The 11,707-nt window shown below is 64.1% G+C and carries 13 protein-coding genes and 2 pseudogenes; 11 read left to right on the top strand and 4 right to left on the bottom strand.

Features of this window, described 5'->3' with window-relative positions:
- Positions 1-10 precede the first annotated feature (10 nt).
- The 7 genes and pseudogenes from RHBS_RS04835 (at position 11) to RHBS_RS04865 (ending at position 6,146) form a co-directional block, all read left to right on the top strand.
- Positions 11-1,015 (top strand): alpha/beta hydrolase, encoded by a 1,005-nt coding sequence (locus tag RHBS_RS04835; RefSeq protein WP_237669010.1) that lies wholly within the window; start codon positions 11-13, stop codon positions 1,013-1,015.
- Positions 1,015-1,892 (top strand): annotated as a pseudogene (locus RHBS_RS04840) (SDR family NAD(P)-dependent oxidoreductase). Before RHBS_RS04835 ends, RHBS_RS04840 begins: the two are co-directional and overlap by 1 nt.
- Before the next feature lies 1 nt (position 1,893).
- A pseudogene (locus RHBS_RS04845) lies at positions 1,894-2,813 on the top strand (ferritin-like domain-containing protein).
- Positions 2,810-4,333 carry an NAD(P)/FAD-dependent oxidoreductase gene (locus RHBS_RS04850; protein ID WP_128644959.1) on the top strand — a complete coding sequence of 508 codons (1,524 nt, stop codon included), beginning with the start codon at positions 2,810-2,812 and terminating at the stop codon, positions 4,331-4,333. Before RHBS_RS04845 ends, RHBS_RS04850 begins: the two are co-directional and overlap by 4 nt.
- Before the next feature lie 166 nt (positions 4,334-4,499).
- Positions 4,500-5,237, top strand: a complete 738-nt coding sequence (locus RHBS_RS04855; RefSeq protein WP_121871055.1) for a MerR family transcriptional regulator — start codon at positions 4,500-4,502, stop codon at positions 5,235-5,237.
- Positions 5,238-5,313: 76 nt separating this feature from the next.
- On the top strand, positions 5,314-5,520 hold the full coding sequence (locus RHBS_RS04860) for a hypothetical protein (RefSeq protein ID WP_121871054.1): 207 nt from the start codon (positions 5,314-5,316) through the stop codon (positions 5,518-5,520).
- Positions 5,521-5,570: 50 nt separating this feature from the next.
- Positions 5,571-6,146, top strand: coding sequence for a YdcF family protein (locus tag RHBS_RS04865; RefSeq protein ID WP_128644960.1), 576 nt, complete (start codon positions 5,571-5,573; stop codon positions 6,144-6,146).
- A 10-nt stretch (positions 6,147-6,156) separates the two neighbouring features.
- On the opposite strand, the gene RHBS_RS04870 is transcribed toward RHBS_RS04865, so the two are convergent.
- Both RHBS_RS04870 and RHBS_RS04875 read right to left on the bottom strand, forming a co-directional pair.
- A complete protein-coding gene (locus RHBS_RS04870; RefSeq protein ID WP_128644961.1) occupies positions 6,157-6,522 on the bottom strand; it encodes a CrcB family protein in 366 nt (121 codons plus the stop codon).
- Positions 6,519-6,914 carry a CrcB family protein gene (locus tag RHBS_RS04875; protein ID WP_237669011.1) on the bottom strand — a complete coding sequence of 132 codons (396 nt, stop codon included), beginning with the start codon at positions 6,912-6,914 and terminating at the stop codon, positions 6,519-6,521. The genes RHBS_RS04870 and RHBS_RS04875 overlap by 4 nt, the downstream gene beginning before the upstream one ends.
- A 102-nt stretch (positions 6,915-7,016) precedes the next feature.
- On the opposite strand from RHBS_RS04875, the gene RHBS_RS04880 reads away from it, so the two are divergent.
- Genes RHBS_RS04880 through RHBS_RS04890 form a run of 3 tightly spaced genes read left to right on the top strand, consistent with a single transcriptional unit; the run spans position 7,017 to position 9,692 of the window.
- Positions 7,017-7,397, top strand: coding sequence for an STAS domain-containing protein (locus RHBS_RS04880; protein WP_374700531.1), 381 nt, complete (start codon positions 7,017-7,019; stop codon positions 7,395-7,397).
- A gap of 24 nt (positions 7,398-7,421) precedes the next feature.
- Positions 7,422-7,874: an ATP-binding protein gene (locus tag RHBS_RS04885; RefSeq protein ID WP_237669012.1), complete on the top strand. Its 453-nt coding sequence runs from the start codon at positions 7,422-7,424 to the stop codon at positions 7,872-7,874.
- Positions 7,875-7,904: 30 nt separating this feature from the next.
- Positions 7,905-9,692, top strand: a complete 1,788-nt coding sequence (locus RHBS_RS04890) for an ABC transporter ATP-binding protein (protein ID WP_128644963.1) — start codon at positions 7,905-7,907, stop codon at positions 9,690-9,692.
- A 17-nt stretch (positions 9,693-9,709) separates the two neighbouring features.
- Here the strand turns inward: RHBS_RS04890 and RHBS_RS04895 are convergent, their stop codons facing one another.
- Both RHBS_RS04895 and RHBS_RS04900 read right to left on the bottom strand, forming a co-directional pair.
- Positions 9,710-10,099, bottom strand: a complete 390-nt coding sequence (locus RHBS_RS04895; RefSeq protein WP_128644964.1) for a hypothetical protein — start codon at positions 10,097-10,099, stop codon at positions 9,710-9,712.
- A gap of 90 nt (positions 10,100-10,189) precedes the next feature.
- Positions 10,190-10,699 (bottom strand): low molecular weight phosphatase family protein, encoded by a 510-nt coding sequence (locus tag RHBS_RS04900; protein WP_121872710.1) that lies wholly within the window; start codon positions 10,697-10,699, stop codon positions 10,190-10,192.
- Between the two features lie 143 nt (positions 10,700-10,842).
- On the opposite strand from RHBS_RS04900, the gene RHBS_RS04905 reads away from it, so the two are divergent.
- Positions 10,843-11,707: Hsp70 family protein (locus tag RHBS_RS04905; RefSeq protein ID WP_145977472.1), on the top strand; the 865-nt coding region annotated here is incomplete at its 3' end.

Raw genomic sequence — 11,707 nt, forward strand, 5'->3', positions numbered from 1 at the left:
AGGTGACGTCGTGAGTTCAACCACAGATGTTGCCTTCGTGCCCACCGGTATCGCAGCCGTCGGGTCACCGCGAGCCCGAGTGGCAGCCTTCGCCACTCGATGGTCCCTGCGGCCTCTGACCAGCGCCCTACCGACGAACCGCAGAGGTATCAGGGTCTCCCGACGCATCGTCGCCGCATCGATGAACCTGTTCGGTCCCGTTCCGAGAGGAACGTCCGTGGACCTCGTTGCAGACGGTTCCGTCCGCGGCGAATGGGTCCGCGCAGCCGGTGTGACACCGGGGGAGCGCGTGATTCTCTACCTCCACGGCAGCGCGTACGTCATCTGCTCGGCCCGCACGCATCGTGGGCTGACCGCGAGGTTGTCGAGGTCCACCGGCCTGCCGGTGTTCACGGTGGACTACCGGCTGGCACCGGAACATCCGTTTCCCGCAGCGGCCGACGACATCGAATCGGCCTACCGCCGGCTCCTCGAACAGGGGTACCGCGCAAAGAACATCGTCATCGCGGGAGACTCGGCAGGCGGCCACCTCGCCGCAGACCTGATCATCGAGAACGACCGAACCGGGACGCCGCAGCCGGGTGCAGTGGTGCTGTTCTCGCCGTTGATCGATCTCGACTTCGAGCTCTCGGCGCAGACCGAGCGAATCCGCAAGGACCCGATGATCTCTGCGGCATCGGCGCGAGCACTCGTAAAGCTCTACACCGACGGCAACGCGGCCGACCTTCCGCGGCTGCGGCTCGACCTCGCCCTCGTGCGAGACCTGCCACCCACGTTGATCCAGGTGGGTGGAGCCGAGATGCTGCGCGCCGACGCGCGGCACCTGCACTCGATGATCGACAAGGCCGGCGGCAGAGGCGAACTCGAGATCTGGCCCGATCAGATGCACGTGTTCCAAGCTCTCCCGAGGTTGATACCCGAGGCCGAACTCGCGCTCGAGCGTGCAGCCGAGTTCATCGCCCATACGCTCGACAACCAAGTCGTACAGGATGATTCGAAGGAACAGGTGAGCTGATGAGGACCAAGGCCGGAAAACCCTCGTACGGGTCGAGAGCGGTGGTGACCGGCGCAGGTAGCGGCATCGGCCGCGCCTTCGCACTCGAACTGGCCCGCCGCGGAGGCGTCGTCATGTGCGCCGACATCTCACTGCCCAGAGCGCAGGAGACGGTCGCCATGATCCACGCACTCGGCGCCGAGGGATACGCCGTCGAGTGCGATGTGTCGATTCGTGAGAACGTCGAGGAGCTTGCGCTCAGTGCTGCCGTCGAATTCGACGGACCGACGACTGTGGTGATCAACAACGCCGGAGTCGGGATCGGCGGAAAGCCCGTCGGAGAAGTCGGTTTCGAGGATTGGAACTGGGCTCTGGGGATCAACCTGTGGGGCGTGATCCACGGCTGCGAGGTGTTCACCCCTGGGCTGCGTGCCGCAGGCGAGGGCGGGATCATCAACGTCGCCTCCGCCGCGGGCTTCGCCGCCGCACCGTTGATGGGGCCGTACAACGTGGGTAAGGCCGCGGTGATGTCGCTGTCGGAAACGATGGCCGCGGAGCTGTCGGGTACCGGTGTGCGCGTGTCGGTCCTGTGCCCGACGTTCGTCAAGACCAACGTGGCCGTCGACGGCCGAATCACGTCGAGTTCGTCACGGTTGGCCGAGTTCGCGATGCGCTGGACCGGACGTTCACCCGACAAGATCGCGATCAGAACCCTCGACGCATTCGACCGACGTCGCTGTACGTGGTGCCCCAGTTCGACGCCAAAGCCGTCTGGCGGTTCAAGAGGCTGTTGCCTGCGGTGTACGTGCGAGCACTCGGATTGCTGAACCGCGTGATGCCCGCCGAACAGGTACCCGCGAAGACCGAAACACTCACTTCCACAACCTCAGGAGCCTGACATGGCAATGGATTTCGACGACATGCTGACCAAGATCAAGGACCGTCAATGGGCACTGGCCGATATCGACTGGGACGGACCGGGTGCCGATACGATCAGCCTGAACTGCACGCCAAGCTCAAGCCCTTCATGTCCGATCTCATGTGGATCGAGAACGTGGGAGCGCGCGGTTTCGCGGCGATGGCACTGAAGGCACCGACCGAGACGCTGGCCGAGATCTATCGCTACTTCCACGCGGAAGAGCAGAAACATGCCAACGCCGAACTCGCTCTCATGCGGCGCTGGGGCATGCTCGACGGCGACGAGATGCCCGAGCCCAACATCAACGTCAAGCTCGTCATCGACTGGCTCGACAAGCATTCCGACGGGCTGTCGCTGGCCGTGTTGGGAACCGTCATACCGATGCTCGAGGTGGCGCTGGACGGCGCACTGGTGAAATTCATCATGGACGAGATCGACGATCCGGTGTGTCAGGCAGTCTTCAAGAAGATCAACTCCGACGAATCACGCCATCTGGCAGTCGATTTCGCCGTCATAGAACTGCTCGGACATTCACGGATGCGCAAGATTCTGGTCGACACCGTCGGTGCGTGGATGAACCCGGCCCTCATCGTCGGAACGCTTCGCTACATCCCGCTGCTGAACAAGATGCGCGACAACATCGTCGAGATGGGCGTCGACGAAGAGCGGCTGTACACCGCGATGAAGCGGTTCAAGAGTGTCGGCGAACGCAGTCCTCAGGCGCTCCGGGTGCCGATGTATCGAATCGTGCAGTGGCACGGCAGCATCGTGATCAACCGCAAGCACCCGTATCACGTCCTGGCGGACGGACTGGTGAAGCTCACTCGCCGGTATCCGAGCAAGACCCTCAATTCCGAGCCGACCTGGGCCAAGGAACTGACCTACGAGCCCGTCGCATGAACCAATTCGATGTGCGTGAAGGTGTGTTGGACGCGGTGATCGTCGGTGCAGGATTCGCCGGAATCGGTACCGCCATTCGATTGCGCAACAGTGGAATCGAGGATTTCGTCATCCTCGAACGCGGTAGCGCGGTCGGTGGAACCTGGCGAGACAACACCTACCCGGGCGCAGCCTGCGACATCCCGTCCCGGTTGTACTCGTACAGCTTCGCGCCCAATCCGAACTGGTCGCACACCTACTCCGGTAGCGGTGAGATTCTCGACTACATCCACACGATGGTGGACGAGTTCGATATCGAGTCGCGTATTCGATTCGGACACAACGTAGTCGACATCATCTGGAACGAGGCGTCCGGGCATTGGCACCTGAGCATCGACGGGCGCGCCGATGTTCGAGCGCGCACGGTGGTGATGGCGTCGGGTCCGCTCGCCAATGCCAGCCTGCCGAACATTCGCGGCATCGACACCTACGAGGGGCACAAGATCCACAGTGCGCGGTGGGATCACGACTTCGACTTCGCCGGCAAGAAGATCGCCGTCGTCGGAACCGGAGCCAGCGCAGTGCAGATCGTTCCCGAACTTGTGAAGATCGCCGAAACGGTCAAGGTGTTCCAACGCACCCCGGGTTGGACGTTGCCCAGAATGAATCGAAAGACGCAGCCGGGCACCAAGCGTCGATACGCGCGATACCCGCAGACGCAGACGCTGGCACGTTCGCTGTGGTTCTGGGGACACGAGTCCGTCGCACTCGGTGTCGTCTGGAAAACCCCGTTGACCCGGATAGTCGAACTCGTCGGTCGCGTGCACTTGCGTCGTCAGGTGCGCGATCCCTGGCTGCGGCGGCAACTGACACCTCGCTTCCGGGCCGGGTGCAAGAGGCTGCTGATGACGAGCGACTACTACCCGGCGCTGCAGAAGCCGAACTGCACGCTGGTGACGTGGCCGATCGCGACGCTCTCACCCAAGGGAATTCGCACCGTGGAAGGCGTCGAGCATCAGTTCGACGCGATCGTGTTCGCCACCGGATTCGACGTCTCGAACACCGGGACCCCCATACCGATCACCGGCCGTGACGGCCGTGTGCTGGCCGACGAATGGAGCGCAGGGGCCAAGGCGTACAAGAGCATTGCCGTGTCCGGTTACCCCAACATGTACTTCACTTTCGGCCCGAACTCCGGTCCCGGCCACAGCTCGGCACTGGTGTACATGGAGGCTCAGATCGACTACATCGTCGAGGCGATCTCGCTGGTGCTCGACGGCGATCTGCACAGCTGCGACGTTCGGCAGGACGTCCAGGACTCCTACAACGCCGAACTGCAGCGCAAGCTCGGCAAGACCACATGGAATTCCGGCTGCAGCAGTTGGTACCTCACCGTGGACGGCTTCAACGCCACCATGTTCCCCGGGTTCGCGACGCAGTACGTCAACCAACTCCGACACGTCGAGCGCGGCGATTACACCACCATCCCGCGCGGCGTCGGCCTCGATTTCGAGCCCACCCCGGCCGTCGCACACTCCTGAAGACACGAAGGAATCAGAGAATGGGTTTTCTCCCGAAGAATCCGGCCGAGGTGCACAAGCTGCCGAGCGCGCATCACGTGCGATGACGTACCGACCCGGCTCCCTCTTTCGTCGCGTGATCGGTGTATATCCTGTGGGTCGACGCGCGGCGGAGGTAGGGAGCTCGGTGGAGTATCGAATCGACGACTTGGCCCGGGAGGCCAAGACGACCACCCGCAATGTGCGGGCGTACCAGGAACGCGGGTTGCTCCCGCCGCCCACGCTCCGAGGACGCGTCGGCATCTACGGCGACGACCATCTGACGCGGCTGAAGATGATCGATTCGCTGCTGCAGCGCGGTTTCACCTCGGCGCACATCGCCGATTTCCTCTCGGGCTGGGAGCAGGGCAAAGACCTGAGTGAAATCTTGGGCCTTCAGGAAATCGTGACCCGTAAATGGTCGTCGGGCGAGACCACGGTCATTCCCGTCGAACTGATCGCTCAATTTCTCGGCGAGGACAACGACCACATCGTCGCGCGACTGATCGAAGCGAAGCTGATCAGAATCGACGGCGACCAGTGCGAGATTCTCGACCCCACTCTCCTCGAAGTCTTCGTCGATCTGAGCCAGTACGGCTTCACCCTCGAACAACTGCTCGACCAACACGAGAGAACCGCGTCGAAGATGAACGCCATCGCCGAGTCGATGGTGGGGAGCGTGACCGACCACTTGATCAGCCAGCACGGTCCGGGTTGGCTGCCGAAGTCGGGGGAGGTGGCCGAGACCACCGAGATGTTCGAGAAGATGCGCAGTCTGGCGATGAAATCTGCGCAAGCAGAGTTGGCCCGTGCCCTCGATCGCGTCCAGGAACAGGCGCTGAGCGACTACCTGTCTCAGACACTGTCCAGGCAGAACGACCAGTAGCGGTTTGAAGACTGCGACAATCGGACATACCTGGCTCCCGACAGCCGAACGGCGGCTGACCGCCTAAGGGGGCACCATGAGATTCGTGACATTGATCGTTCTCGTCTGGCTGATAGTCGGCGCATTCGCGTCGTACCAGCGTGGAGACTTCGAGAGCACACCCGAGAACTGCGCAGGCGCGGGCACCATCGCCCTCACCGTCGTCGCAGGACCGCTCAACTACTTCGGCGTCAACCCTGAGGTCTCCGACTGCAACGTCACCGTGCCTCAGCCGAGCGAGTGATCTGAGTCGCTGATCGCGCGCCCGCGGTGCACCTTCCCTAACCTGGTGAGGTGTTCCGCGGACGGTTGCTGCTGTTTCTCGCCTTCGCGATTCCTGTTGTCCTGGTGTCTGCGATCGGTGTCGGCGGCTACGTCGCGTTCACCAAGGCTCGCGTCGATCCACTGACCACGGCCGACGCCATCGTCGTACTGGGCGGCGAACACGACGGCCGTGAGGCATACGGAATCTCGCTCGCCGAGCAGGGTCTGGCGAAGACGGTGGTGCTCTCCGATCCCTACGGGTCCGGTGATTCGACGATGAAGAAGGCGTGCGCCGCATCGTCACAGAAGTTCGAGGTGCTGTGCATTCCACCCGTTCCGTCGACCACGCGGGGAGAGGCGATCTTCACCCAGGAACTCGCCCGCGAACGGGGCTGGACCCACGTCATCGTCGTCACCTGGCGCTACCACCTACCGCGCGCCCGCTACATCTTCGATCAATGCTTCGACGGCACCGTCACCATGCGTCCGACGCCACGCACCTACGACTTCTCGCTCGTCGAGTGGGAATTCACCTACCTCTACCAGATCGCGGGATTCGTCAAGGCCGGAGTGCAGGGGCCGTGCGAGGACTCGACGAGCGACTGACGGATCCGAGTCAGAAAATCTTGTGATAGAGCGTGATGCCGGACTTCCACGCCAGGAAGCCGAACATCACCGCGGCGACACCGCCCACCACATTCGCAGCGAAGAACGTTGCAGCGCTGCGATACTGCTGGGTTCGAGTGAGCCGGAGCGTAGCCAGCACCACCGTGGCCATCGGAGCCACCGACGCCAGAAATCCGACGCCCACCAGCGAACGAAACCGGTCCGGGGGATCGAGAGCGAACACCAATCCCAACGCCGCGCACGCCACCAGATTGAGTGCGGACAACCGTCGCCGAGACCTGATCGCGTGCGCGAACACGAACTGCCCGAGCGCAGCGAGTCCGCCACCGGCGGCCACCAGGAGCATCGTCGTCATCGTGTGCTGCCCGGCCTGGGCCTGGTGATCGCCGCACCGAGTGCCATTGCCACGAGCGCCACCACCGGTGTGGCCAGCAGGTAGACAACCGAATTCCAGGCACCGCGATGCGTCACGGCGTGGAATGCGTACAGGCTGAACGTGGTGAACCCGCACGCCAGCCCGAACACTCCTGCTCGGGCAACCGGAGCCGGACGACCCCACAGGTATCCCAACGCCGCACCGACGACGAGACATCCGAACACGTTGACTCCGAACGTGCTCACCAGCAGCCACCTCGGCGATGCGCGCCATGTCCAGACCTCGTACCGCAACGCCGCACCGACCGCGCCGCCGACCGTGACGGCAACATATTCGCCGACCGAACGACGGCGAGATCCGCGACGGTTCACGTCAATGCTGTCCCTCGATCACCGAAGCGAGCCTAACGGGAGTCGGGCCACTCGGCTGAGTGGAAGAAAGTCTGCCAGGGTGCGCCGAGGTAAAGTCTTCGTGTGACTGCGGACGACACGGGCCTCGGGCCCCAGCACTTCGATGTGATTGTGGAATGGCGTGATCAGGACGTGGTTCTTGCAGTGTCCGGTGAACTGGATCTGGTGACCGCTCCTGATCTGTCCGAGTCGGTTGCTCTCGTACTCGAGAAATCGCCGACGGCTGTGGTGATCGACCTCAGCGATGTGGGATTTCTCGCCTCCGCGGGCATGTCTCTGTTGGCATCGACGCATCAGCAACTCGGCGGCGAGGCCGGGTTTGCGGTGGTCGCGGATGGTCCGGCCACCGGTCGTCCCCTCACTCTCGTCGGTTTGGACGAGGTGTTCGGAATCTATGCAACGGTCGACGAAGCATTCGTTGCAATTCATGCGGGTAGATCCTGAACTTTTGGGTAGACGGGATTCATGATGGCGACTCTCTTCGGAGGTGACGACTCACGTACCGACAGTTCGATCTCGACGGCAGGTGCGCGAATGGAAGAACTGCTGTTCACCGGCGAACCTGCCGATGCGGATCGAGCGTCGGAGCTTCGTCGTGAGCTCGGTGACTGGTTGGGCACTGTGGGCGTCGACCCCGATCGTGCATACGACGTGGTGCTGGCCACGTACGAGGCGATAGCGAACAGCGTCGAGCACGCGTATCGAGACCACACCGATCGCGGAACACTCGACATTCGGGTCTCGTGTGCCGCGGAGGGTCGAATAGAAGTGAAGGTGACCGATCGCGGGGACTGGGCGTCGCACAATTCCGATCCCAATCGCGGGCGAGGGGTGCCGCTCATGCGGGCGCTGGCCGACAGTGCCGCCGTCACCTCGGACCAGAACGGTACGACCGTGCACATGATCTGGGACGCGATCTAGACCGACCCTTCCATCCGGCACACTGGTGCCATGGTCGACGTGCAGATCGCTACCGCAGAGAAGAAGAAGATCACGGTCCCGAATCTGCGCGTGCTGTGGCAGTTCGTCCGGCCGCACCGTCGGACCCTTGTCCTGGGCCTGACACTCGGCCTGATCGGCACCGGAACAGCGCTGGCGACGCCGATGGTCGCCAAAGGAGTGCTCGACGGCCTCGGCACCGACGCATCCCTGATCCAGCCGGTGCTGATCCTGGTGGGTCTGCTGGTTGTGGGTTCGCTGGTGCTGTATCTGCAATGGATCGTGCTGGGGGTCCTGGCCGAACGCGTGGTCCTAGACGCCCGTAAATCCATCGTGCGCAAGTACTTCGGTGCCACGGTGGGAAGTCTGGGAACTCGGCCCACCGGAGAACTCGTCACCCGGGTCACCTCCGATACCGTTCTGCTCCGCGAGGCCACGTCGAACGCGTTGGTGGCCATAGTCAACAGTGTGGTCGGCCTCGTCGGCGCACTGATTCTCATGGCCGTGCTCGATCTGGTGCTGCTCGGCGCGATCGCCTCGGCCATCATTGCGATCGCGGTGCTGTTCGCGCGCCTGATGCCTCCGATCGCCGTCGCGCAGCGGCAATCCCAGGAAGCGGTGGGCCGCCTCGGCGGAATTCTCGACGGCACGCTGCGGGCCATTCGTACCGTGAAGTCCAGCAGGGCCGAGGCCCGCGAATCGGAGCGAGTCATCTCCGAGGCGCGAATCTCCGCCCAGCACAGCGTCCGGGCGGTCAAGATCTCCGCGTTGGCATGGACGTTCGCCGGGGGCGGAGTACAGCTGGCGATCATCGGAATCCTCGGTCTCGGCGGCTATCGCGTCAGTACCGGGGCATTGGCCGTGTCCAGCCTGATCGCGTTTCTGCTGTACGCATTCCAGGTGATGGGACCGGTGTCCACGCTGGCCACGAACATCACCGCACTGCAGGCCGGAATGGCCGCGGCTGCCCGTATTCGCCAGATCGACGATCTGGTCACCGAAAAAGGTGAAGCGGGTTCGATGCGGTCGGCGAAGACCGAAGCGCCCGCTCCGGCTCTCGAATTCCGCAGCGTCACAGCCCGATACGCACCAGGTCGGGAGCCGGCCGTGCGCGGAATCGACCTCGAGGTGCCCGCGCGTGGACACACCGCGATCGTCGGACCGTCGGGAGCGGGCAAGACCAGCGTCTTCTCCTTGATCCTGCGCTTCCTGACGCCCGAGGCCGGCGAGATCAGACTCGGCGGAATTCCGTACGACGAGCTGACCATCGACGAGGTGCGAGCCCGGTTGTCCTACGTGGAGCAGGAGACGCCGGTGCTCCCCGGCTCGATCCGCGAGAACCTACTGTTCAGCCATCCCGATGCCGGCGAAGCCGACATCTGGGCGGCGCTCGAGTCGGTGCATCTGGACTCGGCGATCCGCGCGCTGGACGAAGGACTGGACACCGACCTGATCGGATCGACCGTCTCCGGTGGACAGCGTCAACGAATTGCGTTGGCCAGGGCCATCGTTCGACGTCCGGAAATTCTCCTGCTCGACGAGGCAACCGCTCAGGTCGACGGCCGCACCGAGGCGGCAATCCACGAGGTGATCCGATCGATCGCGATCGACTCTGCCGTCGTGACCATCGCGCACAGGTTGTCCACCGTGCTCGACGCCGACACGATCCTCGTGATGGAGGACGGAGCGGTCCGTGCCAGGGGCACACACTCCGAGCTCATGAACACCGACTCGCTCTACCGAGAATTGGTGGCCGCGTTGCGAATCGGTGACAACACGGCGCTGACGAAGCCCGGCTGACGACCCTCGGCCGGTGCCTAGCGCCCGGAGTCGGATTCGGTTTCCGTGGTGCTGCTTTCGTCATCCGAATCATCCGAATCGTCCGCGGAGGTGGTGGTGGTCGTCCGGTCCGAGGACGGGGTTCGGCGCGGGCTTCGCGTCGTGGTCTCGGGCCGATCCGGAGTGGTCGTCGTGGGGCGAGCGGTGGTGGGTACCGCGACCTGCCACGTGGGCGACGGCGGGACGATGACGATCGTCGAGGCCGGCGTCGACTCGACCGAACTCAGGCTGTCCGACTTCAGAGCGGGCGGACGAACGGTCTGGCTCGTGTCGTCGAACGCGCCACCGAGAGCGCCGATGGTCAAGCCCACGGCGACTGCCAGTCCGGCGCTCGCCACTGCTGCCGACGCGATGACCTTGTCGCGCATGCACAGACCCTAACGCCGTGGCCGGACCCGGATGGTCGGCAATGATGCGAGAACGTTACCTCAGCGAGCGGCTCGGTGAGAGATGGACGTTCACTGCGTCGACAACCGCAGAACGTGGGGGAGCGTCTCTGCGATCAACTCCCCGGCCTGCTCGTACACCGAGTGATCGCGCCGATACGGATCGCCGATGTCGAGTGTGTCGACACGGTGCACCGCCCGTGCGTCGGCCAGGGTCGCGATGGAGTGCGCGCCCGACGCGGCGGCGAGACCGGCCGCCTCGAGCAGCGTGAAGGTGCGACGCATCTGCCGCGGTGCAAGCGCCAGGACGGCATCGCGATGTGCCGCCGTCATCGTCAGAACGAGATCGGCGTCGGCAGCGATCGCGGGCGTGAGGCGTCGGGCAACAAAACCGTCCGGGTCACCGCCGAGCTGCGTCAGCACCGTCGCAGCCGTCGGGTCCATGGCGTGTCCGGTCAAGCCCTGCGTTCCGGCGCTGCTCGCGGTCAGCTCGAACCCACCCTCACGCGCGAATGCGGCCGCAAGTCGCTCGGCTGTGGGCGATCGGCAGATGTTCCCGGTGCAGACGAACAGAACGCGCATGGCCGCAACTGTAGTGCTGTGGTCGGGTGCTGCACTGTGCACCACGGGACGCGCTACAGTGAGCCATTGGCAGGGGGATCGAGACTCGTTCGTGACAATGAGTCTCGGCGTGTGTTCACGGGGAAGTCGACCGAAGGCGGGTAATGACCGAAGTTCTCGGTGTGTCGGTGGGGGCCAGTGCAGTGCGCATGGCTCGTCCCGACGCGCGCCCTCAGGATCCGGGTCGCCTCGATTTCCACCACGACACCGTCGACGCCTACTGGGACCGCGCGGAGGAACTGGCCGCCGAATCGATCGGCGTCGTGCTCTCGCAGCCGGGCGACGGTGGGCCGGTGCAAGCAACCGGTGTCGCGTACCGGGACCAGCAGCAGTTCGGCGAGATCCAGCAGGCGATGGCGAGTCAGCGGCTCTACAACTACCGACTGGTTCCCGAGGCGCGAGCAGCGTTGCAGTACCTCGAGGCGTCGGGAGAGCTGGGACACTTCGGCACCATCGCTCTCTACGATCTCGGCAGCTCCGGATTGACGATCAGCGTGATCGACCGCGGTACCGGGCAGGTTCTGCTCGCCGAGCGCACCATCGACATCAGCGGTGACGATTTCGATCGCCTCATCTCGGACAATCAGCTCGCCAAGCAGGGCGTCGACATTGCCGACAATCAGGAACTGAGCGAGTTCACCGCACGGTGCCGCGTGGCCAAGGAGCAGCTGTCGACCAGCGGCGCGGTGTGCCTACCCGGTGACGGCGGCGTGATCCTGATCTCGCGCGAGGCGTTCGAGTCCCTGGTGACCGTTCCCATCGAGTACTCGGCGCGGTTGGTGCGTGACGTGATCGGTCGTTCACCCAAGCACGTCGACGCTCTCTTCCTCATCGGCGGCGGAGCACGCATTCCGCTGGTCGAATCGATTCTCAGTGCGTGGATCGGCCTCCCCGTCGTAACCCCGGCGAACCCGGAATCGGTGGCCGCACGCGGCGCAGCGCTGCTCGCGACCCGGTGGCCGATGCACC

It is taken from the genome of Rhodococcus sp. BS-15, assembly GCF_000813105.1.
Taxonomy (GTDB): domain Bacteria; phylum Actinomycetota; class Actinomycetes; order Mycobacteriales; family Mycobacteriaceae; genus Rhodococcoides.